Source organism: Lysinibacillus sp. FSL K6-4013, from assembly GCF_038630435.1.
Taxonomy (GTDB): Bacteria; Bacillota; Bacilli; order Bacillales_A; family Planococcaceae; genus Lysinibacillus; species Lysinibacillus boronitolerans.
In genome coordinates this window covers 1,376,398-1,399,102 of the sequence record NZ_CP152031.1, presented here as the reverse complement: position 1 = coordinate 1,399,102, position 22,705 = coordinate 1,376,398, and the positions used below count along the sequence as shown (strand labels likewise).

24 protein-coding genes and 1 riboswitch are annotated in these 22,705 nt (G+C 38.0%); of the genes, 10 read left to right on the top strand and 14 right to left on the bottom strand.

The genetic code is table 11. The annotated features are described in order from the left end of the window. Positions 1-93: 93 nt before the first annotated feature. The 3 genes from guaD to solA all read left to right on the top strand — a co-directional run bounded on the left by guaD (position 94) and on the right by solA (position 4,105). Positions 94-1,461, top strand: a complete 1,368-nt coding sequence (guaD, locus tag MHB39_RS06650) for a guanine deaminase (protein WP_339280670.1) — start codon at positions 94-96, stop codon at positions 1,459-1,461. A gap of 51 nt (positions 1,462-1,512) precedes the next feature. Then, positions 1,513-2,862 (top strand): solute carrier family 23 protein, encoded by a 1,350-nt coding sequence (locus tag MHB39_RS06645; protein WP_339280669.1) that lies wholly within the window; start codon positions 1,513-1,515, stop codon positions 2,860-2,862. A 127-nt stretch (positions 2,863-2,989) separates the two neighbouring features. Next, a complete protein-coding gene (solA, locus tag MHB39_RS06640) occupies positions 2,990-4,105 on the top strand; it encodes an N-methyl-L-tryptophan oxidase (protein ID WP_342546044.1) in 1,116 nt (371 codons plus the stop codon). A 43-nt stretch (positions 4,106-4,148) separates the two neighbouring features. Here solA and MHB39_RS06635 read toward each other — a convergent pair whose 3' ends face one another. From MHB39_RS06635 to MHB39_RS06620, 4 genes are read right to left on the bottom strand one after another with little or no spacing between them, the layout of a single operon-like run. Then, positions 4,149-4,712: an HAD family acid phosphatase gene (locus tag MHB39_RS06635; RefSeq protein ID WP_312125663.1), complete on the bottom strand. Its 564-nt coding sequence runs from the start codon at positions 4,710-4,712 to the stop codon at positions 4,149-4,151. A gap of 16 nt (positions 4,713-4,728) precedes the next feature. Continuing rightward, a complete protein-coding gene (locus MHB39_RS06630; RefSeq protein WP_339280668.1) occupies positions 4,729-5,814 on the bottom strand; it encodes an FAD-dependent monooxygenase in 1,086 nt (361 codons plus the stop codon). Continuing rightward, positions 5,811-6,923 carry a bifunctional diaminohydroxyphosphoribosylaminopyrimidine deaminase/5-amino-6-(5-phosphoribosylamino)uracil reductase RibD gene (ribD, locus tag MHB39_RS06625; RefSeq protein WP_339280667.1) on the bottom strand — a complete coding sequence of 371 codons (1,113 nt, stop codon included), beginning with the start codon at positions 6,921-6,923 and terminating at the stop codon, positions 5,811-5,813. Before ribD ends, MHB39_RS06630 begins: the two co-directional genes overlap by 4 nt. A 15-nt stretch (positions 6,924-6,938) precedes the next feature. Next, entirely contained in the window at positions 6,939-7,670 is a 732-nt protein-coding gene (locus MHB39_RS06620; RefSeq protein ID WP_016991843.1) for a GTP cyclohydrolase II, read from the bottom strand. 270 nt (positions 7,671-7,940) lie between these two features. Between MHB39_RS06620 and MHB39_RS06615 the strand changes: the two genes are divergently transcribed. The 4 genes from MHB39_RS06615 to MHB39_RS06600 all read left to right on the top strand — a co-directional run bounded on the left by MHB39_RS06615 (position 7,941) and on the right by MHB39_RS06600 (position 11,747). Then, a complete protein-coding gene (locus MHB39_RS06615; RefSeq protein ID WP_036080093.1) occupies positions 7,941-8,576 on the top strand; it encodes a TrkA C-terminal domain-containing protein in 636 nt (211 codons plus the stop codon). A gap of 158 nt (positions 8,577-8,734) precedes the next feature. Further along, complete coding sequence (locus MHB39_RS06610) at positions 8,735-9,934, top strand: glycine betaine/L-proline ABC transporter ATP-binding protein (protein ID WP_016991841.1); 1,200 nt, start codon at positions 8,735-8,737, stop codon at positions 9,932-9,934. Next, positions 9,927-10,781 (top strand): proline/glycine betaine ABC transporter permease, encoded by an 855-nt coding sequence (locus MHB39_RS06605; protein ID WP_016991840.1) that lies wholly within the window; start codon positions 9,927-9,929, stop codon positions 10,779-10,781. Before MHB39_RS06610 ends, MHB39_RS06605 begins: the two co-directional genes overlap by 8 nt. An 81-nt stretch (positions 10,782-10,862) precedes the next feature. After that, entirely contained in the window at positions 10,863-11,747 is an 885-nt protein-coding gene (locus MHB39_RS06600) for a glycine betaine ABC transporter substrate-binding protein (protein ID WP_016991839.1), read from the top strand. Between the two features lie 40 nt (positions 11,748-11,787). Here the strand turns inward: MHB39_RS06600 and MHB39_RS06595 are convergent, their stop codons facing one another. The 3 genes from MHB39_RS06595 to MHB39_RS06585 all read right to left on the bottom strand — a co-directional run bounded on the left by MHB39_RS06595 (position 11,788) and on the right by MHB39_RS06585 (position 13,839). Then, the gene (locus tag MHB39_RS06595; protein WP_016991838.1) at positions 11,788-12,102 is read right to left on the bottom strand and encodes a multidrug efflux SMR transporter; all 315 of its coding nucleotides are present in this window, start codon (positions 12,100-12,102) and stop codon (positions 11,788-11,790) included. Further along, the gene (locus tag MHB39_RS06590; RefSeq protein ID WP_004232293.1) at positions 12,102-12,443 is read right to left on the bottom strand and encodes a multidrug efflux SMR transporter; all 342 of its coding nucleotides are present in this window, start codon (positions 12,441-12,443) and stop codon (positions 12,102-12,104) included. Before MHB39_RS06590 ends, MHB39_RS06595 begins: the two co-directional genes overlap by 1 nt. Before the next feature lie 126 nt (positions 12,444-12,569). Next, positions 12,570-12,666: riboswitch (guanidine-I (ykkC/yxkD leader) on the bottom strand. 30 nt (positions 12,667-12,696) lie between these two features. Further along, positions 12,697-13,839, bottom strand: coding sequence for a substrate-binding domain-containing protein (locus MHB39_RS06585; protein ID WP_339280666.1), 1,143 nt, complete (start codon positions 13,837-13,839; stop codon positions 12,697-12,699). A 251-nt stretch (positions 13,840-14,090) separates the two neighbouring features. On the opposite strand from MHB39_RS06585, the gene MHB39_RS06580 reads away from it, so the two are divergent. Next, positions 14,091-14,564, top strand: a complete 474-nt coding sequence (locus tag MHB39_RS06580; RefSeq protein ID WP_016991837.1) for a YbaK/EbsC family protein — start codon at positions 14,091-14,093, stop codon at positions 14,562-14,564. 590 nt (positions 14,565-15,154) lie between these two features. Here the strand turns inward: MHB39_RS06580 and MHB39_RS06575 are convergent. From MHB39_RS06575 to MHB39_RS06565, 3 genes are all read right to left on the bottom strand, one after another. Continuing rightward, positions 15,155-16,408: a glutathionylspermidine synthase family protein gene (locus MHB39_RS06575; protein WP_016991836.1), complete on the bottom strand. Its 1,254-nt coding sequence runs from the start codon at positions 16,406-16,408 to the stop codon at positions 15,155-15,157. A 23-nt stretch (positions 16,409-16,431) separates the two neighbouring features. After that, on the bottom strand, positions 16,432-17,088 hold the full coding sequence (locus MHB39_RS06570) for a hypothetical protein (protein WP_312124648.1): 657 nt from the start codon (positions 17,086-17,088) through the stop codon (positions 16,432-16,434). A gap of 136 nt (positions 17,089-17,224) precedes the next feature. Further along, entirely contained in the window at positions 17,225-18,274 is a 1,050-nt protein-coding gene (locus MHB39_RS06565) for a DUF418 domain-containing protein (RefSeq protein ID WP_036080113.1), read from the bottom strand. 182 nt (positions 18,275-18,456) lie between these two features. On the opposite strand from MHB39_RS06565, the gene MHB39_RS06560 reads away from it, so the two are divergent. Then, the gene (locus tag MHB39_RS06560) at positions 18,457-18,720 is read left to right on the top strand and encodes a Parvovirus coat protein VP1-like protein (RefSeq protein WP_128568202.1); all 264 of its coding nucleotides are present in this window, start codon (positions 18,457-18,459) and stop codon (positions 18,718-18,720) included. Positions 18,721-18,760: 40 nt separating this feature from the next. Here MHB39_RS06560 and MHB39_RS06555 read toward each other — a convergent pair whose 3' ends face one another. After that, on the bottom strand, positions 18,761-19,531 hold the full coding sequence (locus tag MHB39_RS06555; protein ID WP_339280664.1) for a GNAT family N-acetyltransferase: 771 nt from the start codon (positions 19,529-19,531) through the stop codon (positions 18,761-18,763). Between the two features lie 133 nt (positions 19,532-19,664). Between MHB39_RS06555 and MHB39_RS06550 the strand changes: the two genes are divergently transcribed. Next, the gene (locus tag MHB39_RS06550; protein ID WP_342546043.1) at positions 19,665-20,171 is read left to right on the top strand and encodes a GNAT family N-acetyltransferase; all 507 of its coding nucleotides are present in this window, start codon (positions 19,665-19,667) and stop codon (positions 20,169-20,171) included. Between the two features lie 50 nt (positions 20,172-20,221). Here MHB39_RS06550 and MHB39_RS06545 read toward each other — a convergent pair whose 3' ends face one another. The 3 genes from MHB39_RS06545 to MHB39_RS06535 all read right to left on the bottom strand — a co-directional run bounded on the left by MHB39_RS06545 (position 20,222) and on the right by MHB39_RS06535 (position 22,633). Then, the gene (locus MHB39_RS06545) at positions 20,222-20,722 is read right to left on the bottom strand and encodes a pyridoxamine 5'-phosphate oxidase family protein (protein WP_036080546.1); all 501 of its coding nucleotides are present in this window, start codon (positions 20,720-20,722) and stop codon (positions 20,222-20,224) included. A 171-nt stretch (positions 20,723-20,893) separates the two neighbouring features. After that, positions 20,894-21,757 (bottom strand): AraC family transcriptional regulator, encoded by an 864-nt coding sequence (locus MHB39_RS06540; RefSeq protein ID WP_036080121.1) that lies wholly within the window; start codon positions 21,755-21,757, stop codon positions 20,894-20,896. 681 nt (positions 21,758-22,438) lie between these two features. Then, on the bottom strand, positions 22,439-22,633 hold the full coding sequence (locus MHB39_RS06535) for a hypothetical protein (RefSeq protein WP_016991830.1): 195 nt from the start codon (positions 22,631-22,633) through the stop codon (positions 22,439-22,441). Positions 22,634-22,705: the final 72 nt, after the last annotated feature.

Here is a 22,705-nt window from a genome sequence, read left to right as displayed (position 1 = left end):
CATACTAATATTCGTTTTTTTATAGACTTAATAGTTTTTATAGCCTATAATAATCCGTGTTATTATCGATAAACGAACATTAAGGTGGTTTTTATGTCTGAATATACGCATATTTTCAAAGGAACAGCTTTTACTAGTAAATCTGCTACTGACGTTCACATTTTAAAGGATTATTTATTTTTCATTAATGCTGACGGCATGATTGTTAAAACTGTCGCTCCTGAACAAGCTGATTACCAGCAACTATTAATTACATATCAAGATCAAAATAACTTCCATGCATTAGCTGAAGGGCAATATTTCCTACCAGGATTTGTCGATTTGCATGTACATGCACCTCAATGGGCACAATCTGGGACAGCTTTAGACATTCCTCTTTACGATTGGTTAAATACATATACTTTCCCTATCGAATCAAAATTCTCCGATTTAGCATTTGCTCAAGAAGTTTATGAGGATTTAGTAAGCACACTTCTTGCCAATGGTACAACTACATCATTATATTTTGCGACGGTTCATAAGGACGCCAGTGTACTTTTAGCGAAAATCTGTGCTGAAAAGGGACAGCGAGGACTAGTCGGAAAAGTAGTCATGGATGACCCTGAGCAGAATCCTGATTTTTATCGAGATGAAAATACAAAAACCGCATTAGAAGATACGGAAGAATTTATTTTAGCTGTAAAAGATTTAGCCAAAACGACTAAACAGGGTGTTTATCCTGTTGTCACGCCTCGCTTTATTCCAAGCTGTACGGACGGTGCCTTAAAGGGCTTAGGTGAACTGGCTGCGAAATACGATACACATATTCAATCACATTGTAGTGAAAGTGACTGGGAGCACGGCTACGTCAAAGAACGATTCAACAAAAATGATGCCGTTGCCTTACATGACTTTGGTTTGTTAGGTGATAAATCTGTCATGGCTCATTGTAATTTCTTAAGTGATGAGGATGCCCGATTATTTGCTGAAACTGGCACTGCCATTGGCCATTGTCCAATCTCTAATGCCTATTTTGCAAACAGCGTGATTCCAATCGCCCGCTTCCATGCAATGGGCGTTGATATTGGATTGGGCTCAGATGTTTCAGGTGGATTTTCTCCTAGTCTTTTTGATAATGCAAGACAAGCTGTTATGTCATCGAGAATGTTAGAGGATGGTGTAGATACAGCTATTGTAGCTGAAAAGCGTGGTGTGTCAAATTCACGTATTACCATTAATGAGGCCTTCTATCTCGCGACAGCTGGTGGTGGAGAAAGCTTAAGTCTTCCAATTGGCCGTTTACAGGAAAACTATACATGGGATGTACAAATTATCGATACAAAAATCTCTACTGCTAAGCTTCCGATTTTTGATCAAAATGAAGATTTACACGATATATTCCAAAAAATCATGTATCTTGTACGCCCAGAAAATATCCGCGAGGTATGGGTGCAAGGAAATAAAGTTCATACGAGAGACTAATCATTCTCTTATTCTCTACTAAAAATCTATCATTTTGAGGTGTACAACTTCGTGGAAACACAACATAGAAAACTAACTAATCAAACACAACAAACACAATTAACTGTACTACCAGATGAAAAAATTTCGTTCGGTCAGTCTGCTCTACTCGGTTTACAGCATGTTATGGCTATGGATGTATACGTGGTGCCCTTTTTAATTGCCATGCTAATCGGCTTACAAACTGGTCAGGCAAGCGCATTAATTCAATCAACCTTTATTGCAGCTGGGATTGCGACGATTGTGCAAACACATTTTTGTATGAAATTACCGATGGCACAAGGTCCATCCTATGTTCCACTTGGTGCCATTATTGGGATCTATGCAGCAAGTGGTAGTGGTGATCTAGGTTGGAGTACTGTGCTAGGTGCTAGTTTAATTGGAGCCATTTTGGTTATTATTTTAGGCTATACAGGCATCTTCAATAAAATTGTCCAAACATTTATTCCACCAATTGTTGGTGGAACAATTATCTTTGTGGTAGGGCTGTCCTTAATGCCTGTTGGTTTAAGTGATAATATTTTTAATGGAGCAGGTGCATCTATTAATCAAAACATCTATTTAGCGCTGATCACAGCATTCGTGTTAATTATTTGTGTCATGTTAGGCACAGTCTTCCATCAAAAAGGACGTCTATTCCGAATAGCTTCTGTCATCATTGCCTTAATTGCTGGTAGTATTGCAGCAAATATTATGGGTGTTTTAGATTTATCTCCTGTATCGCAAGCAAAATGGTTTAGTATGCCACAAATTCCATTTGCAGATTTTAGTTTTAGCTTTAATATTTCTGCTATTATTACAATGGTCATTATATATATTGTCTTAATGGCAGAAACAACAGGAACTTGGTTTGCTATTAGCAATGTCATCGACCAACCTTTAACAAATAAACAAATTAATCGTGGGGTTATTGGTGAAGGAATAGGCTGCTTTATTGCTTCTTTACTTGGTTCCACTCCTGTTACTGGTTACTCCACAAATGCAGGTGTTATTTCTATTACTGGAATTGCGAGCCGTCGTGTCTTTATAGCAGCAGGTATTTGGTTTATCGTCTTCGGCTTCTCTGGTAAATTAGCAGCACTTATTTCAGCGATTCCTTCAGCCGTTATTGGCGGTGTATTTGTGATCGTCTGCGGCATCATTGCCATTAGTGGCTTACAGGTCATGAAAAATGAACACATTGGTGAAAAGGAAATGTATGTTATTGCAATTCCTGTTATTTTAACGTTAGCTTTGACATTATTGCCTGATGATTTCCTCTATTCATTACCTACAACTGTTCAATATTTATTTGGTTCGCCTATTGCGACCGCCGCGCTCGTAGCGATTTTCCTTCATAAAATTCTACCAAGCTCAAAATAGTAGCTATCTACAACAAACAGCACCTCTAGTCCATTCGGGTTAGAGGTGCTGTGTCTATTTATTTTCTAAAATTTCTGTTTCCTTCTCTATAAATCTGTTATACTAGAGCAAAAAAGTAGGGATTAAAATGGACTATGATGTCATTATAGTTGGTGCTGGCTCCATGGGGATGGCGGCTGGTTATTATTTAGCAAAGGAAGGCAAAAATGTACTTATGCTAGACGCCTTTACTCCCCCGCATGAAGAAGGTAGTCATCATGGGGATACAAGAATCATTCGCTTTGCTTATGGTGAAGGAGCTAGCTATGTACCTTTCGTAAAAAGAGCTGGCGAGCTTTGGCAAGAGCTAGAGTCTTTAGCAAATGAAAGCTTATTTTTACAAACTGGTGTAGTTAATATTGGAGAGCCAACATGTGCTTTTATTCAAAATGTGAAGGCGAGTGCTGTGCTCTATGATTTAGCGCTTGAACACTATTCAGCTGATGAAGCGATGAACAAATGGCCAGGGCTATTCTTGCCAAAAAATTTAGTTGCTTGCTTTGAACCAACAGCTGGTGTCCTTCGTGTTGAAGCATGTATCCAAGCCTATAAGAAATTAGCCTTAGAGGCGGGTGCAAGCCTTCGAACAAATGAAAAAGTATTGGCTATCCAGGCTGGTGAAATTGTGCAGGTACAAACAGTACATAATAGCTATAAAGCAAAGCATTTAATAGTAACTGCAGGTGCATGGGCGACAGAGTTACTGCAAACAGTAGACGTGAGCATACCCGTCACACCAACGCGGAAAACTTTTGCATGGTTTGAGGCAGATGAGCAGCTGTATCGGGATGAAGTTTTTCCAGCCTATTGCTTTGAATTTGCTGATTCAACCTACTACGGTTTTCCAAGTATTAATGAATCGGGGTTAAAACTTGGTCGACACGATGGTGGTAATGTGGTTAATCCAAACGATCCTCTACGTCCGTTTGATGCATCTGATGCTGTTGACTTACAAAACTTCATTGAGCAGTTTATGCCTCAGCATGGAGCACTTAAATATGGAAAAACATGTAAGTATTCAATGACACCAGATGAAGATTTCATTATCGACTTTTTACCTGAACATCAGAATATTGTGATTGCTGCAGGTTTTTCGGGTCATGGCTTTAAATTTAGTAGTGCCGTTGGGGAAGCTCTTGCAGATTTAATTGTAGAAGGCAAAAGTAAACAAGATTTATCTACCTTTAAGCTTAGTCGATTTTAGCAAAAAAAGGATTGGTGCAACGACTAACCGTTGCACCAATCCTTTATTTTATTAACATCATTTGAAACTCTTGCCAATCATCTAAACGTGGAAGATTTACATGCTGGTTATAAGATTGATTCTTTAATATTACCTTAGTTGTCACATCATGAAGCGTTTCAAGTACTGCAGGTTTATCATCTACATAAATATCTAAAGCAAGCTCTTTTATAATGGCTACTTTTTCTGCATCTTGCATGCCACAGAAAAAATGACCTTCTGTTATTGGAAAGCCCTGTGCTTCCATCCAAGCTTTTGTTTGCGCACAATATTGTTTTGGACGAGATGTAATGTAGTAAATGTCATGTCCCTGCTCCGCTAAAGTTTGGAGGGTTTTTAAAGCACCTTCAAAAGAAGGACAATCCGTAAAATAGATCTCTTCTAATACGCTATTCCACATGGCTGAACCTTCCTCATCTGTTAATCCAAATGGTTCATGAATTTCTACTCGTTGTATTGCTTGAAAGGTTTCAAAGGAAACATTTTTGCCAAGCTTTTTATTATAAAGTGAAAAGGCATGTGCGCGTAAATCAATTAATGTGTCATCTATATCAAAGCCAAACTTCATCTAGTTGTTCGTCCTTTCACGAAGCCTTGTTTATAAAATTAGAAGCAAATGTTTGCTCTTTTTCAATTTGTTTTGCTAATACTTCCTCAATGGCTTGCTCACGCATTTGTTGAAAATATTGTACGTTAAATTGTCCTAGCGTATCTTTATTTAGCAATGCTGCAAGACAATCTGCATCTTTTAGTGCACTATTTAGCCCAAAAGCGCCTGTTGGTGTCATTGTGTGAACGGCGTCCCCTAGCAAGACAAGGCCCTTTGTCCCCCAACTATTACAATGGCTACTAAAGACATCAAGCAAAACAAAATCCTGCCAGGATGTTATCTGTGCCTGTACTGTTTTCGTTAATTGTGGAAATGCCTCCACAAGCTGCTGGATAAAGGGTGTAAATGCTAGTTTTCGAAGCTGAGGGAAACTACCTTGCTCAATATTCCAGCCTATTTGAATATAACCACCAACTTGTGTAAACAATGACAGCTGCTTATCATCGATGAGTGCCATTTTTATAGATGGCTCCCAATCAGCGGGTGCGGGAATTTTAGCCCACAGTAAATCAAAGCCATGCTTCTGTTTCTGAACATCAATTTGTGCTTGCTTACGAATAGTAGAATAACGATCATCCGCACCGATAATTAACTGACTATCGATTTTTATAGGGTCTCCATTTTTTATCGCCATAACGCCACTATAATGACCTGTAGCATCCACAATCAGCTTGGTAACCTTTGTATGTAGCAGGCATGTAAAGTTAGGGAACGGTTGTGCTTTTTGTAAAATTGCTTTTAATAAATTTGCCTGTGGTACATGAATGCCTAAATGTCCTATTGCTTCATCTGGAAGAATCGTTTTAAATGCTCTGCCACCAGCATAATACTCAAGCTTCTCCATTCGTAATATACCGAGTGCCTCGACTGCTTCGAAAAGATGATGGCTTTTTAAAACAGCCTCCCCCTCCTCATTTAAATGCTCGCCACGAAATGCCTGACCAAGTGCTATGTTTTGCTCTAGTAGAATCACCGACAGCCCTTTTTTAGCAAGGAGGTAGGATAACAATACACCAGCAGGCCCTGCCCCTACTATACAGACATCTGCTTGATAGTTCACTTTTCTTCACCCTGCTTTGGATAAGCAATAATACGCAAATCCTCACCTATTTTATCAAATGAAGCAAATTCAACATTCCATGCCTCATGCATGAGAGAGGGGTTATAGCCAGCAAACGGTGTTAATGATAGATTTCCACCTAAAACTTTAGGCGCTATATATACCACATATTTATCGATTGCACCTTGCTGTAAAAAGGAAGCATTTATTTTACTTCCACCTTCTAGCAAAATATCTGTTATGCCATGTGTATAAAGTTTTTCCAGCATCTCATCAATCTGTAGTCCATATTCATTTTTTTGTACAGGTAAAACTGTAACGCCTTTTTCTGTAAATAAAGCAATCTTTTCTTGGCTTACATCATCACTACAAACAAGAATCGTTGGTGCATCCTCTATATTTAATACATTTGCATTGTCGGGTGTACGTAGAGAACTATCCATAATAATACGTGTTGGGCTTTTTCCGTATCCTTCTTTTAATCTCGTTGTTAAAGAAGGATTGTCAGCAATGACTGTACCCACGCCAACTAGAATTCCATCCACTTCATGACGAAGATGGTGAACATCCTCACGTGCACCCTCACCAGTTACCCATTTTGAATGCCCTGTATGCGTGGCAATTTTCCCATCTAAAGTCATAGCAAATTTTGAAGTAACAAAAGGGCGTTGCGAAAGCATATTGTGAATAAAACGTTCATTTAAGCGGCGCGCTTGTTGCTCTAAAACACCAACTTCTACCACTATTCCCGCATCTTTCAGCAATTGAATACCACGACCTGCTACAGTTGGGTTCGGATCTTGCATAGCAACTACCACTCGACTGACACCAGATTCCTTCACTAAATTTGCACAAGGCGGTGTCTTACCATAATGTGAACAAGGCTCTAACGTTACATATAACGTAGCACCCTTTGCATGCTCTCCAGCCATTCGAAAAGCATGCACCTCAGCATGTGGTTCTCCTGCTTTTCTGTGTAAACCTGTGCCTACAATCATGTCATTCTTCACGATTACAGCCCCAACAAGTGGATTTGGGTTCGTATTTCCTTTGGCACTAGCAGCTAAATCTAATGCTAGTTGCATATACTTCTCATCTACATTCATCATCCTTGCAACCTCCACCTATTGCTTTTCACGTATATGTCCAGATTTTTCAACTTTCGTTTCTAAATAAAAACGATTCGTCTCTGTCAAACCGCCCCATAAAGGAACATGCCCTTCCGCAGCCATGCCACGAGCCTGTAATGCAGCCAGTTTCTTCGGATTATTTGTAATAAGTGTTACAGGTTTTGTACGCAGTGTAGCTAATACAGCAAGTGCTTCTTCATAGGATCGTGTGTCATCTGGGAAGCCAAGTGCATGGTTTGCTTCAACTGTATCTAGCCCCTCCTCTTGCAATAAGTAAGCAAGAGATTTTGAGAATAGTCCAATACCACGGCCTTCATGATCGGCTAAATAAAATATAGCACCACAGCCATGCTCAACAATCATTTTCATAGACTCATGCAACTGGTATCCACAATCACAACGCTGACTGCCAAATATGTCGCCCGTGTGACAAATACTATGCATTCGGATTAAAGCATCTTCTGAATGGGTAAAATCACCATATACAAGCACTGAAGATTGTTGCAAAAATGCTAAATTGGCAGTGGCTAATCCATCAATGATTTCTTCTTTTGTTAAATCTGCATCAATTTTAAGCCAGTTATACCATTGAAAAGTTGCAGAAAAATCACCTTGTTTTACAGGTAATTTCACTGGTCCAACTAGGCAAATATTCTCTGTATTTGTATGCTTTACTATCGTCATTTTATCTTTCACTATGTCCATCACTTTAGTCGTAATTGTCATATTAATCTCCAACCTTCTATAGAAACAGTTAGTGAAATTCACCAACTGAGCACATGTATTTTCACATCACTTACATAATGTAACTTAGTTTATAATAATAACTAAAAAGTGTCAAACAACAGCTATTACTCTAATAATTATAATTATAAGTGATGGGAATTTTATTATTACTTTTTCATCATATACTACTAGCTTATGGAGATGCTATTTTTTCTGTGCAGGCTAGTCTATAATAAGCTGTGGTACTGTAATGACGAAAGGAAGTTTAACATGAACTTAGAAAAAACTGTTCAACTAAAGCAACCAAAATATCAACAAATAGCCATTGATCTCGCCTCCAAGATTGTTGAAAGAAAATACCGCATTGGCGATAAAATATATGCAAGATCCTCTCTTGCCAGTCAATATAATGTTTCCGCTGAGACTGCAAGAAGAGCTATTGCCGTTTTGCAAGACTTAGAAATCGTGGAAGCTTCTAAAGGTAGCGGCGTAATTATAAAATCGTATGAAAAAGCGGCTCAATTCGTCAGACAGTTTCATGATGTACAATCGATTCATGAAATACAAAATGAACTTTTGACAAGTATTCAAAAGCAACATCATGAATTAATTAATTTACAAGATAAGGCAAAGCAACTAATTAGCCGCACGGAGCATTACCGATCAGTCAATCCGTTCATTCCCTATCAATTAGAAATGACAGCGGATAGTCCATGCATTCATCAAACTGTACAAGCTTTAAATTTTTGGCAAAATACTTCTAGCACCATCGTTGGTATTAGACGCGGTAATGAATTATTACTATCCCCTGGTCCTTATGTCTCATTTGAAGAAGGTGACATAATTTATTTTGTTGGAAATGATGAAAGTTTCGCTAGAGTTCAAAGCTTTTTATACCCAAATTAAAATCCGTTTAAGCGCTGATATAACAGCGTTTAAGCGGGTTTTTTCTTATTTGTCGATTTGACAAAAGTAACAACCCTTTGCTACAGTAAGGTTGTTACTTGTTTATTTTTGGGTATCATTATCCTCACATAGTAATAATCTACGAAAGGAGTGCTTCTATGGAAAAAATTAAAATAGAACACGTATCGAAAGTGTTTGGCAAACATATTCCCCAAGCACTAGAACTCGTTAAGCAACAAAAAAGTAAGACTGATATCTTAAAAGAAACAGGTGCAACTGTTGGTGTATACGATGCAAGCTTTACTGTCAACGAAGGAGAAATCTTCGTTATCATGGGATTGTCAGGAAGTGGCAAATCCACGCTTATACGGCTTTTAAACCGCCTAATTGAACCAACGAGCGGAAATATATATATCGATGGAGAAAATATTTCTACCATGGGAAAAGAAAGTCTACGGTCTGTAAGAAGAAACAAAATGAGCATGGTTTTCCAAAACTTCGGTTTATTCCCCCATCGAACATTACTTCAAAACACCGAATATGGCCTTGAGATTCGAGGTATTTCAAAAGAAGAACGGCAAGCAAAAGCTGAACAGGCTTTAGAAAATGCTGGATTACTCGCTTATAAAGACCAGTATCCGAGTCAATTATCAGGTGGTATGCAACAGCGTGTTGGTTTAGCACGAGCCCTCGCTAATGATCCTGAAATATTGCTAATGGATGAAGCATTTTCTGCACTCGATCCATTGATTCGCAAGGAAATGCAAGATGAGCTACTCGATCTACAACAGACATTGAAAAAAACGATCTTATTTATCACACATGATTTAAATGAAGCATTACGCATTGGGGATCGCATTGCCATTATGAAGGATGGCTCTATCATTCAGATTGGTACGGGAGAAGAAATATTAACCAACCCAGCAAATGATTATGTCAAAACATTCGTGGAAGATGTGGATCGTTCTAAAGTATTGACAGCTGAAAATGTCATGGTACGACCAGTTTCTGTCAATACAGACCTAGATGGCCCTAAAGTGGCACTAAAGCGTATGCGTCAGGAAGCTGTTAGTTTATTAATGGCTGTTGATAAAAATAGACATTTAAAAGGCTATATCACTGCAGACGATGCACTAGCTGCAGCAAAGAAACAAGAGCAAACCGTCCATTCTATTGTGCAATCAGAAGTATTAACAGTTCCACCAGATATGCTACTACAGGATATTTTAGGGATGATTTATAATTCTCCTACTCCTATTGCCGTTGTGAAAGATGGTCGCTTGCTTGGTGTACTAATTAGGGGCGTTGTCATCCAAGCACTGTCAACGAGCGATGAGGAGGCCGAAGCACATGAATAACTTTTTAGATAATATTCCAACATTACCACTAGCTCCGTGGGTAGAATCAGCTATGGACTGGTTGACGAGTAATTTTTCAGCGTTCTTTAACTCTATTCAGCAATTTGGAAAACTACTCATGAATCAGGTCACTGATTTATTAATTAGTATCCCAGCCATTATTCTTATACTTCTTGTCGTGATATTTGCCTTCTTCGTTTCAGGCAAAAAGTTAGGGCTTGCTGCATTCTCTTTAATTGGCTTGTTGTTTATCTATAACCAAGGATTATGGACTCATCTTATGGAAACAACCACGCTTGTGATCTTTTCCAGTATTATATCCATCATCATCGGTATTCCACTTGGTATTCTAATGTCAAAATCAACGGTAGCTGAAAACATTATTAAACCAATACTAGATTTCATGCAAACAATGCCTGGCTTTGTGTATTTAATTCCAGCCGTTGCCTTTTTTGGTATTGGTATTGTACCTGGTGTCTTTGCATCCGTTATCTTTGCTTTACCCCCAACTGTACGTATGACAAACCTCGGTATTCGTCAAGTACCAAAAGAATTAGTGGAAGCTGCTGACTCCTATGGTAGTACAGCTAGCCAAAAATTATTTAAAGTAGAAATTCCCCTTGCTAAATCAACCATTATGGCAGGGATTAACCAAACCGTTATGCTGTCACTTTCTATGGTAGTTATTGCCTCTATGATCGGTGCTCCAGGTCTAGGACGTGAAGTATTAACAGCCCTACAACGTACCCAAGTTGGGAATGGCTTCGTTGCAGGTTTAGGTTTAGTTATTTTCGCGATCATTATTGACCGCTTAACACAAAGCTTTAATAAAAAGAAAGCACTATAATTGTCATCTTTCTTGCTACCTTCCATCCTCCGATGGATGCCGGCAGTTTGATACAAAATGATGAAGAGAAAGGGAGATTCGATGAAACTGAAAACACTTTCAAAGTTAGGAATGGCTCTAGGTCTAGGCTTCATGCTTGCTGCATGTAGTGGAGGAGACTCGGGCTCAAGTTCTGGAAAAAACAGTGATTCTAAGGAGGTAAACCTAGCCTATGTTGAGTGGGATACAGAAATTGCCTCAACGAATGTTGTTGGGCAGGTACTCGAAGATTTAGGATATGATGTAACATTAACTCCTTTGGATAATGCGATCATGTGGGAGGCTGTCTCAAAAGGAGAGGCTGATGGAATGGTTGCTGCGTGGCTACCACATACACATGCTTCACAATATGAAAAGTATAAAGCAGATTTAGATGAGCTAGGTGAAAACCTTGCTGGTGCAAAAATCGGTTTAGTTGTACCAAGCTATATGAATGTCAATTCTATTGAAGATTTATCTAATGAAGCAGATCATACAATCACTGGTATTGAGCCAGGTGCAGGCATTACTGCTGCTACAGAAAAAGCAATAGAAGAATATGATAATTTAGCAGATTGGAACTTCATTACTTCGTCTTCTGGCGCCATGACAACTGCATTATCAAAAGCGCTGAAAGATAAGGAAGAGATTATTGTCACAGGCTGGTCACCCCACTGGAAATTTGCGAAATATGATCTTAAATACTTAGAAGATCCAAAGGGTGTATATGGTGGAGAAGAAACGATTAATACATTCGTACGTAAAGGCCTAAAAGAAGATTTACCAGATGTATATTCAGTACTCGATAACTTCCACTGGACAGCAGAAGATTTAGAAAGTGTTATGTTACAAGTAATGGATGGTAAAGATCCAAAAGACGCTGCGAAAGAATGGGTTGATGCTAATCCAGATAAAGTAGCCGAATGGACAAAAGACGTAAAAAAATAATATAAAAACAGGCACTCCTGCATAAGGAGTGCCTGTTTAATTATGATAGCAATTTCAACATGATTGCTGCTCCTAATACAAGGATAATACAAACGATGCGTCGCCAGTCCTTAGATTCATTAAAAAACAGCATACCTAGCAGTGCTCCCCCAGCTGCACCAATCCCTGTCCAGATCGCATAGGCAGTACCCATTGGTAATGTTTCCATCGCATAGGCAAGGCCTGCAAAACTTAAGGTGAATGCACCAATCAACAGACCTAAATTTTTCATACTCTTCGTCTTATTATATTTACTAATCATATATACGCCCATCATCTCACATAACCCTGCAACAACTAATGCCATCCATGCCATTATTCACTCACCTCTTGTTCCTTAGGCTCTCCCGTTACAAGCTTTAAGCCTACAACTCCTGCAAGTAACACAACAATACATATAATTTTTGCTAATTTCCACGGCTCTCCAAATAGCAAGCTATCCGCACATACAGTACCAGCTGTCCCTAATCCGACAAATATTGCATAGACGGTCCCAACTGGTAGATGCTCACCTGCTTTAATGAGTAAATAAAAACTAATAAAAATGGCAATTGCTGTACCAATCCATTCCAGTACACTTGTTGCATGCTTTAACCCAATGACCCAGCCAACTTCAAAGCAAGCCGCTATAATAACGCTGATCCATTGTTTATTCATGATAAATCCCTCCATTTTATAAGACACGGCCGAATAACTAGCTAATTCAACTACTTTTTCAGCATTCGCCGAATGACTCGATTTTAGCCAAACAAAAAAAGCCTGAAGAAACTGTCTTTAAACAGTATCTCCCAGGCTTTTATCCTTCCGTGTCACAAAATCAATTTGTGGTTTTCTCTCGGACCAGACTAGCAAGCGCTACGGAACCCTAGAAAACTTTTATTCGATTATTACTCTTAGTATAGCAAACTATTCAATGATTTTCCACTGGTACATAGCCGACCTTTTCTACCATTGCCTGCCCTTCCTCAGAAAGTATCCAATCAATCAGTTTCTGTACATTTTGATTTTCTGTTCCTGCTGTGATGGCATAAAATTCAGACACTAAAGGATATGTCCCATTTTGAATATTCTCTTTTGTTGGTGCTACTCCGTCAATGGATAGTAATTTGATCTTTTTGTTACCTACCATCTCTGTAGAATAATATCTAAATGTAAAGCCCAAGGCATTTTTATAATTTCGATATTGCGACACTTCACGAATGATTCCCCCCATTCCTGTTGCAACATCTTCAGTGGGTGCCTCCATGATTGGCGTATTGCCCATCAGCTTTTCTAGTGTCGTTTGGCTTCCACTATCTGCTGGGCGTTGGAAAGCACGAATGGCCTCATCCTCCCCACCCACCTCACGCCAATTAGTTATTTCTCCAGCATATATTTTTTTGACCTGCTCAAGTGTTAAATTATCGATTTTATTTTTACGGTGCACAAAAAAGACAAATGCCTCTCGACCAATTGGCGTCATATCAAATGTAAGTCCTTCTTTTTCTGCTTGCCATTCTTGTGAGGTGGACGGGGCTGCCGCAAATATTAAATCAACATCTCCAGCAATTAAATTTTGATAGGCCTCTGGTGTACGACTTACTTGAACTCTACTATTATATGGAGGATATTCCCCTTTGGGATAAGTAGCTTCCACAAAAGCCGCATATAAAGGGTACATGGCTGTTGCACCATCTAATCGTGGTAATGACTCTGTCAATTGTAAGGAAGCTTTATTCTTCACTACTTTATTGCCAGGGACAAATGGCTGATAGACTGTTACATCAATTTCCGCATCAACAGTGGGAATACTCATTTTATAATAATGTTGAATCGGTTTGATGGCTGCAATCAACAGGGCAATTCCCATGACACCAAATAGCAAGCCCCTTCGTTTTTTTGTGTTGGTCCATTTAAACATGCTACAAACAATCCAGACAAATAAACAAACAGGTATAGTAAAGACCAAATAAATTAAATGCAGTCCACCACTCAATGTGATAATGAATGCCACCATTAATGTCACAAAGGATAAACCAATTAGTATAGATACTATTTGTATAAACTTAAGCATACAAAGACCTCCCTAGTGTAATTTTACACTCTTACACCAATGGTACCCGAAAGATACAGCATTCACAACTATATATTCTGAAAATTATGGTAAAATTAAATTTGTCTTGATTTAATGAATGCTTTTTGTGTGAATGTGGTATATCAAATATAGAAAACGCTCTCTATAGAAATGGGAGCTTTTCGATGTATCTCAAAAAATCTCGACAACCTATGCTAAGGCATAATTGATATTAGTAGGAGGATGTACATATGGCAATTGAAAAAGTACGCCGCCATTTAGCACAATGGCATGTAGAACACAAAATACAAGAATTAGAAGAAAGCTCCGCAACAGTTGAATTAGCAGCACAGGCGCTTGGCTGTGAGCCAGAGCGCATAGCCAAATCTTTATCTTTTCTTGTGAATGATGGTGCGATCTTAATTGTGGCTGCAGGTGATGCTAAAATCGATAATGCAAAATATAAAGCCATATTTGGCACGAAGGCAAAGATGTTATCCAAAGATGATGTGGAGACGATGATTGGCCACGATGTCGGGGGTGTATGTCCTTTTGGTGTCAACGAGGGCGTAGCCATTTATTTAGATGAATCTTTAAAACGTTTTACTACAGTATTTCCAGCGTGCGGTAGTAGTAATTCAGCCATTGAGGTAACCATTTCAGAACTTGAAACATATGCTCCCTATAAAGAATGGATTGATGTCTGTAAAGGCTGGAATGAATAAGGACCAAACGATTGGCGATACTTTAAAAAGTCTCGCCAATTCATGTTGTTGAAAAAAGATAATATCGCTAGGAGAAATATTACCTTTTGGCAAGGTAAGGGTTGATTTCCGTTCCGCCAGCGTCCTTTCCAGGGGGCGTCCAATGAGCCGCTTCTCTCACTTACGTTCGCTCCAGGGTCTCATCAGTGACGCTAAATCCTCTAGGAGTGACGCTGGCTCCTCTCCAATCAACCATTCTGCAAAGTGTCTTTACTTTTTTAATAGTAGCATAGTAATAAAATCGCCCATTATCTGTATTCATAGAGGGGATAAGCTCTTATTTTCAATTTGGAGAAGTGATGAGTGACAAGAAGTGAACACCTTCACTTTATTTGAAAACCTTTGCTAAAAAGATAACACTTTTGTAGGTTGGAGTGGAAGGCTACTTGACTCCCGTGGGATAGCGAGTCAGGCGAAACCCTGCACGGAGCGGAGCGAAGGAAGCGGTTCGGCGCTCGCCCACAGGAAAGCAAGTAGCCTGCAACGGCAATCCATTTTCACCTTATAAAAAAATTTTATGGGTGGTTTTGTTTTTCAGCACTATAGATTTGCTATTCCTTGTAACCAACGGCTAACCAATGTGAATCCCATTCTGTAATTTGATTGCCTACCCGACAGCTTAAACCACATGCTTGGTTATCCGCAACAAATGAGCCAATTAGCCACTTCTTAGCGTGATATCCTTCTTTTAACTGCACAGTTATACTAGGCATCTCCACATACTGTTGGTAAATAAACAAATTATCATTATAATGTTTGGATGTGGAAGCATTTACTCTCCGCCCACTTCCTGCGTAAATTTCTACTGTATTTCCTTCACGAGAATAAACAGGCTTCTTGACATAGGGTATATCACCTCGAATAAATGGCTCTGCTGTCAGGTATGTAGGAAGCATATATTGCAAAATAGCTGCTCGTTCCTCAGAAGTAAAGAGCAATGGATCATTTCTCCGCTCCCATATTAACCATAATAAGATTTTCGATTGTAATACATAGGCAGCAGGTGGATTAATAATTGCCAGCTGTCTTTTTTTGACAAGCTCTAAAAGATGCAAGCCAATGCGATCACCATCCGCTGCCACATCATCTATTAAAAACTCTGCAGGGTGTGCAGGTCTAAATAAAATATCAATTTTCTCCATTGTGGGTGTATAAAGACCTTGTGCTACCTCAGATGTATCACTAGAAAAGATAATAAGTTCTTGAATGGGCACATACTCAATGTCAAAAGGAATACAGGACTTGATAAACTGTACCTGACAATACTCTTCATAGTCCTCTTTCGCTGTTTTACCTGTGATGACAATCTTCGGCTTTTTGACATCATGTAAATAGTGGATGGCAGCAAAAAGAGCGCCCGACAATGCTTTTTGTAAGGCTGATACATCATTGGGATTTTTATAGCCAAAATGCTGACATAGAGCGTCATTCATCTTGAAGGTTTCTTGTACAAGAAAAGGTGTTTCTCCATTTAACTCTAAACATTTAATGTAGCCCTCCTCCGTACAAATAAAATCAAATCGTGCCAGAATGGATTGCTGCTGTAAATAATCTAACTGAATATATGGGATCATTTCTGGTCGAATACCTAAGGCTAAGAGCTGATCGACTGATAAATGTTTAAATTGTTTCCCGACTTTTAAAAAGATGCGCCAAAGTATTTGTGTTGCATAATAAAGTTGATCAATTTGCTGCTTTGGTAATTCTAAAACATCATATAATGCATACTCTAAATCCTCAAAGTCAGGAAAGAAGTCAGGAAATTTTGAGTAAAATGCTTGTCGTTGCTGTGTGTGATTCATCATGTTCTTCACTCCTTACCCAAGCCTTACGAGGAGGACGAGCCGCCACGAGATGTCCCACCAGTACCAAAGCCTGATTTTCCTGTGCTTGTGGAAGAGCTATTGGAGTAGGAATTGGAACTCTTAGATGAACTATCCGTCGAATAGGAGCGTTGTCCACTCGAATAAGAATTTGATCCACTTGAAGTTGAGCTACCTGAAGTTGAACTAGCCTTATTTTGCGTACTGTTTGTTATACCATTTGTTGGTTTACTCTCATCCTTAGCGCTTGATGACGATCGTGGCACTGCTGAGCCGCCACCATTGCTTTGCTCATCTCGCTCTGTACCATTTTTTAAATTGCGACTTTTATATATCGCACTTCCTATCATGGCTCCAGCCGTTGCATACATCAAACCATTAAAGAAATGCTGTGCATAGTAAGGTGAATTTTCATCGATACATTCAAAGGAACCATCATCACCTTCTTGCCATTCATCACAAGCTTCAGCCATTTCACTATTGTAAACACTTTCTATTTCATCACTTGTAATGGCTTGATTTTGATCTTCGGTTACCTGATTAGAAGTAGTTAAAGGGTATTCTTCTACTGTTTGAGATTCACTATTTCCACATGCTGCTAGCTGTACAGCCATCAAAGATGCCGTTGTCACAGCCATATATTTTTTTATTTGCTTTGCCATATTATAAGCGCTCCTTTATTTCTGGTACCTAGTTTACGATTATCTCCCATTTTAGGTTTCGTTTTTTACAAAAACATACAATTTATTTTAGCAGAAAAAATCCCAAACAGTAGGATTGTTTGGGATTTACAGTGTTTTATGATTGTTTTGATACGACTTTTTTTCCATAAGTCATATAGCGCCATAATTTTTCAAATGGTCCTATTGTAAAGAACTTAAACCAAATCACGCTAAAAATTATTTGAATGATAAACGTAATACTCGCTATCACTACAATATCTGATGGTGAAACTACTTCTAGCCCCATGAATGAGATGATGGCTGTTCCAATAAAGCTTTGCGCCAAATAATTTGTAAAGGCCATTTGCCCCACACGTCCAATTGGCTGAAGTAGCTTCGCTATTGTTTTATGTTCTAATAGAATAAACAAACCACTTAAGTAAAAATAGGTTGTTGGAACAACCCCTAAGCCAATGATAGATTGGAGCTGTTGGTCATCTGCTTGTGAGGCAAACCAAATCCATAATGAGAATCCAATAAAGAATGGGAAAGTACTATAAAGCAACCATTTTATTTTTTGACTATGCGCTCCAATATGCCCAATCCAATCAGCTTTTGCTACTAAAAATCCACTTAAAAACATAATAAAGATAGCTACTGCATCATTGCCTAAAAAGCCAAAAATAGCTGACGAAACGGCATTAGACGGCATATACATTTGTCCTAATAGTGCCAGAATATGCAGTGTGATAATGGTAAATAACCATTTAGAAATGGTTGAAACCTTCGCAGAGTAAAATGGTAGCAATAAAAAACCAATTACTGCGTAAATGGATAGGATAGAGCCCCAAAAAATAAAAATATGAATAATACCAATAACGAATAAAGCAAATAAGCGTCTTGCAAAGCGCCATCTCGGTCTATCCCCACGCGCTTCTGCACGTGAAGCAAAAATATAAAAACCAACTCCAAATAGGAATGAAAAGATAGAGAAAAATTTCTTTTCTATAAAAATATCAATAAGTGAATCAATCACCCCATTGATTCCACTCATATCAGGCATTGGTGCACCCTCCATTAAGAGCTGATAGGCACCTACATTAATAAATAAAATACCAAATAACGCTAATCCTCGTATAATATCTAAGGAAATGATTCGTTCTTTTTGTGTAACGGATGGATTCATGTTGAAAAACTCCTTATCTTTTATGCTATAGCTAGCATAACGCACCATCCTTACAACTAATTATTTTTAAGCTTACAGGAACCTTACAAATCAAAAAGAATAGTCTTATAGTTTTTTATCCTCTTCTATGATGAAATATTACATATTTTATAGAAAAGACATCGAAAAGAGAGGTTAAGGAGATGAATAGAAATCGCAAGCTCGGTTTTTGTTATCCTGGCTACCGATACTGTGGCCCTGGCTGCTCAGGACCAGGTATGCCTACAAATGCAGTGGACGCTTGCTGTAAACTGCATGATGAATGCTATGAACGACACGGTAGCACAAAATACTGTGATGAATTGTTTCAACAATGCCTCCGTCCCCATATGAACGCACCAAATAAAATGGCTAGAGACGCTAGACTATTCTATCGAGTTTTTGAATTACGCAATCGTTTCTTTTAACAGCGCATAAAGCTCACGATGTTTATAATAACCGCGTGGGCTACTTTTTTGTATAGATAGCATATTTTTGCGGAGTCGTAAAACCAAGCTTTGTGCCTAGGTGAATGGAGCCTGTATTTGAAATATCACAATCCCAACAAGGCTTTAGCTGGTTGACTAGACAATGATCTATAAAGGCTTCTGCAATGCTACTTGCTAATCCTTGTCCTCTATAGTTTGGATCTGTCATAATATCAATTTCTGCATAGTCATTTGACTTAAATATAGAGACGGCTTCACTAATGATTTGTTCATTATGTACGAAACAAAAGCCAAAGCCATTTTTGAGAAAATTAGAGGTAGAATCCCAATATTCCTCATAATAAGTCTGATCAAATTCCAGTGAATTTTTAATCAGGGGTTCAGTAATAAATTTGACTTCGTAATCACCTTCCCCATGCTTCTCTCTATGATTATAAATATTTTCATCAAATGTAAATGTATAGCGTTCTAGCTTTCTTAGCTGATTATTTAACAATTGTTCGATTTTAGTATTCCACTGTTCAGAATAAGAAAATAAGGTAAACCGTTTCTGTTGTTCTATAGCCTGTTGAAAACAATAAGCAAGCTGATAATCAATCGAAGTCTTATTTTCATCGCCATATACATAGTATATCCCTGATTTCGTGTGAAATAATAATGTTTGAAAAGCAGCTGTATCGGAATAGACAGCTCCTTCTATCATTCGATCTAGTATACTATAAACAAATGTCGGGGCACTTGAAATAAATTGTTTAATGATAGGATATTGCTCTTCCGAGACTTTTATCATGCGATTTCCTCCAGTATTTTGCAGTATGTATCCTTTCTATTATAATAAACTTATATCCATATGAAGGGACTGAATTATGCGCAGATAGCAATATTTTTCATCCAACATCATTATAATTTTGGAGGCAAAAGTATTGATTGAAAATATCGACACGGAAAGATTACGGTTACGAAAAATGGGAAAAGCTGATGCTAAAAGTTTATTAGCTATTTGGTCTGATCCTGATGTAACCAAGTATATGAATATTACTCAGTTTACACAAGAAGAGCAGGCCCTGGAAATGATTGAACTTCTAGAACAATTAGCTAAGCAACACAAGGCAATCCGCTTCTCTATTTTTGAAAAGGCATCTAATCATATCATTGGCTCATGCGGCTTTAATATGCTTGATTATGACAATGCTCTAACAGAGATTGGCTATGATTTGGGCAAGGAATATTGGGGAAAAGGCTATGCAACAGAAGCTATAACTGCTTTAATTGATTATGCCTTTAAGCACTTAAAAATGGAAACAATTGTGGCAGAAGTTGACGCTGCCAATATCAATTCAATCAAGGTTTTAAAAAAATTGAATTTCATTTACCAAGAGAAGCACAATACTGAAGATACTCTACAACTTTACACTTTAACAAAATCGTAAGAAGAAAAGGCTAAGCATGGTAGAATTCAACCAATACTTAGCCTTTTTGATTAATGATACATGCCGTGATTTATTTTCCCTGTCAGCTTTTCTATTTTTACTTCAAATAGTTCGATTTTCGGCATAATCGGATAGCCCTCTCTTTCAAATGTCCATTCAGGATTTCCATACTTATCCAGCAGCGCATCAAAGAACCATACTTTTTTTGATTCCTCTTCAATTCTTTCGATATGTCCAAACAGAACCACACTTTGATAAACTAGTGCGGATTGACAGGCATATTTTTTGCCTGGATGTAAATCACCCATATCGCACACTTCTATACAAATTTTAGGATTTTGTTTGATATTTGACCAAAAGTGACTTTCTCGAAGATTACCAATATGCAAGTATAGTTTGTCCTCCCCTTCATATACATAGACAAACGGAATAACATAAGGAAAACCTTCCTCATCAACTGTTGCGACATGTGCCACTTTTCCCAACTTTAAGTATTGCTGTGCGTCCTCTTGTGAAATTTCCACACGTTTGTTTTGAATCGTACCTCTCATCGTTTATTAGCCCCCTTATGAAATTATGTAACGATTAATAAACGCCGCTAAACCGTTTATTTTAAACATACATATATTTTACATCTTTAACAAAGCTAAAAAAAGGGTGAATTTTTTCAGTAGAATAATAAAAGCCAAGGATGCACTAGTATTGCACCCTTGGCTTTCTTGTTATTTTATTGGAATCCAAATTTCTGAATACGAATCAGGGCTATAAGCATCCTCTTCAGGATAAACCTCCAACTCCGCTGTTCCTGCTGGTTCATATGGGTTGGATGGGAACCACTCTGAATAAATTTGTTTCCATGTATTTTGCATTGCATCAGGCATAGGTCCATGTACTTCAAAGATAACCCATTTAGATGCAGGTACTTCCATTGTTAAGAGATCTTCACCTACTTCTCCTACATGATCAGTAGCAATCCAATAATCAATGAAGCCCTTTTGTCCCTGTTCTGTATTTGGTACACAAACACCTAGTACGCCATTGACCGTGCCATTATTTAATTGGTATAGCTGATGATCAAAGCCACTTTGGTTGACCTCTTGCCAAAATAGAGGTATTTCCGTTGTGTTCTCCCCATTTTGACAGTTGTATGTTCTTTTTACACCGACAATTTGAAACTTGTCTTTTTCAATAATTTTATACTTCATTGGTTCTGCTCCCTTCAAGCTTACCTGTATGACCAGGCGATTATATGATTGTAATGGTCCTTGCTTCTTTCTTGCTTCACTAGGCGTTACATGGTGTTGTTTACGAAACGCTTTAGTAAAGGCTTCAGGAGTTTCATAGCCGTATTTGTAGGCAAGATCGATTATTTTTTGTTCAGTACCCAGCAATTCTTGTGCAGCTAATGTTAATCTTCTTCGCCGTAGATAATCTGCAATAGACATATCTGTCAAAATGGCAAATGTTCGCTGAAAATGAAAGACAGATGAATTAACCTCCTGTGCAATCTGTTCAATCGTAATATCCTCTAATAAATGATCCTCCATATAATTAATGGCCTTTTGAATCGACTCAATCCAACTCATTGCTCTCACTCCTTGATTCCATCATAAAATAGATATGGCTGCTTAACCTGTCTTTTTATGCTAACTTTGGACAGGCTAAATAGAAAGAATTTTCTTTAAATTTTCTATTGAAATACATTAAACTCTGACCAATCTTTCAGGACAGATTTAACAAAATCAATTGAATTAAGAATTAGGAAGACCTAACCGTATTTTATTATCCCTCCTTTGCTTAACCAACATTAAAAAAAGATAAGTTTATTATATACAGAAATGAAATGGAGGTTTTTTCTTGGTCAAACGGCAAGATGTTGCTGCTTTTTGCTTAAACGAAAGATAATCAATTATTAATGGTTTTACAAGGAAATAAGGATGAAGCAAAAATACGGGCAGATCCATCAGGTGGTAAAGAGGCAGTAGAAGACTTTGAGACACGCTACATTCGGTAGGGTTTATGAAGAAACAGGCAATCTCATTAAGATTATTAAAGAAATTATTATAGACATAATGAAGTTGTGGAGGTTCATTATTTTGAAACGGTCCTGGTTAGGGAAAAATGATGATCCCTGATGTAGATGAATTCATTTATGACATTGCATGAAAATCAAAGGAGGAAGTTACCCGAATACCATTAACCTTCCCCAACACTCGAGTTTATCTTTTATTAAAAAAAGTCACGTCTCATCGACATGACCCCTCTTGTTAAATGGTGTAATCGCTTTGCTGATAAATAATTAAAGCAGAATGGATGACCGTCTGCTCTCCAATAAAGAGCGTATTGTATTTGATATCAAGTATGAAAAAGCCTTTTAAATCTACTAAAGCTCGGTTAATATCAAGTTCAAATTGCACAATATCATTGTTTTGAATTGTCACAACTTGAGTTATCTGTGTCATTGTCCACACTCCTTTAATCTTATGATAGAGCAAAAAGAAGTACATGTCACATAAAAAAGTTGGAGCTAAAAC

Coding starts and splice junctions, on each gene's coding strand:
- MHB39_RS06570 (WP_312124648.1), bottom strand. CDS start 17,088: ATGGCAAAGCAAATAAAAAAATATATGGCTGTGACAACGGCATCTTTG.
- guaD (WP_339280670.1), top strand. CDS start 94: ATGTCTGAATATACGCATATTTTCAAAGGAACAGCTTTTACTAGTAAA.
- MHB39_RS06600 (WP_016991839.1), top strand. CDS start 10,863: ATGAAACTGAAAACACTTTCAAAGTTAGGAATGGCTCTAGGTCTAGGC.
- MHB39_RS06590 (WP_004232293.1), bottom strand. CDS start 12,443: ATGAATAAACAATGGATCAGCGTTATTATAGCGGCTTGCTTTGAAGTT.
- MHB39_RS06635 (WP_312125663.1), bottom strand. CDS start 4,712: ATGAAGTTTGGCTTTGATATAGATGACACATTAATTGATTTACGCGCA.
- solA (WP_342546044.1), top strand. CDS start 2,990: ATGGACTATGATGTCATTATAGTTGGTGCTGGCTCCATGGGGATGGCG.
- MHB39_RS06585 (WP_339280666.1), bottom strand. CDS start 13,839: ATGCTTAAGTTTATACAAATAGTATCTATACTAATTGGTTTATCCTTT.
- MHB39_RS06545 (WP_036080546.1), bottom strand. CDS start 20,722: ATGAGAGGTACGATTCAAAACAAACGTGTGGAAATTTCACAAGAGGAC.
- MHB39_RS06620 (WP_016991843.1), bottom strand. CDS start 7,670: ATGACAATTACGACTAAAGTGATGGACATAGTGAAAGATAAAATGACG.
- MHB39_RS06540 (WP_036080121.1), bottom strand. CDS start 21,757: ATGAGTTGGATTGAGTCGATTCAAAAGGCCATTAATTATATGGAGGAT.
- MHB39_RS06575 (WP_016991836.1), bottom strand. CDS start 16,408: ATGATGAATCACACACAGCAACGACAAGCATTTTACTCAAAATTTCCT.
- MHB39_RS06555 (WP_339280664.1), bottom strand. CDS start 19,531: ATGATAAAAGTCTCGGAAGAGCAATATCCTATCATTAAACAATTTATT.
- MHB39_RS06565 (WP_036080113.1), bottom strand. CDS start 18,274: ATGAATCCATCCGTTACACAAAAAGAACGAATCATTTCCTTAGATATT.
- MHB39_RS06605 (WP_016991840.1), top strand. CDS start 9,927: ATGAATAACTTTTTAGATAATATTCCAACATTACCACTAGCTCCGTGG.
- MHB39_RS06580 (WP_016991837.1), top strand. CDS start 14,091: ATGGCAATTGAAAAAGTACGCCGCCATTTAGCACAATGGCATGTAGAA.
- MHB39_RS06610 (WP_016991841.1), top strand. CDS start 8,735: ATGGAAAAAATTAAAATAGAACACGTATCGAAAGTGTTTGGCAAACAT.
- MHB39_RS06615 (WP_036080093.1), top strand. CDS start 7,941: ATGAACTTAGAAAAAACTGTTCAACTAAAGCAACCAAAATATCAACAA.
- ribD (WP_339280667.1), bottom strand. CDS start 6,923: ATGATGAATGTAGATGAGAAGTATATGCAACTAGCATTAGATTTAGCT.
- MHB39_RS06535 (WP_016991830.1), bottom strand. CDS start 22,633: ATGACACAGATAACTCAAGTTGTGACAATTCAAAACAATGATATTGTG.
- MHB39_RS06595 (WP_016991838.1), bottom strand. CDS start 12,102: ATGGCATGGATGGCATTAGTTGTTGCAGGGTTATGTGAGATGATGGGC.
- MHB39_RS06560 (WP_128568202.1), top strand. CDS start 18,457: ATGAATAGAAATCGCAAGCTCGGTTTTTGTTATCCTGGCTACCGATAC.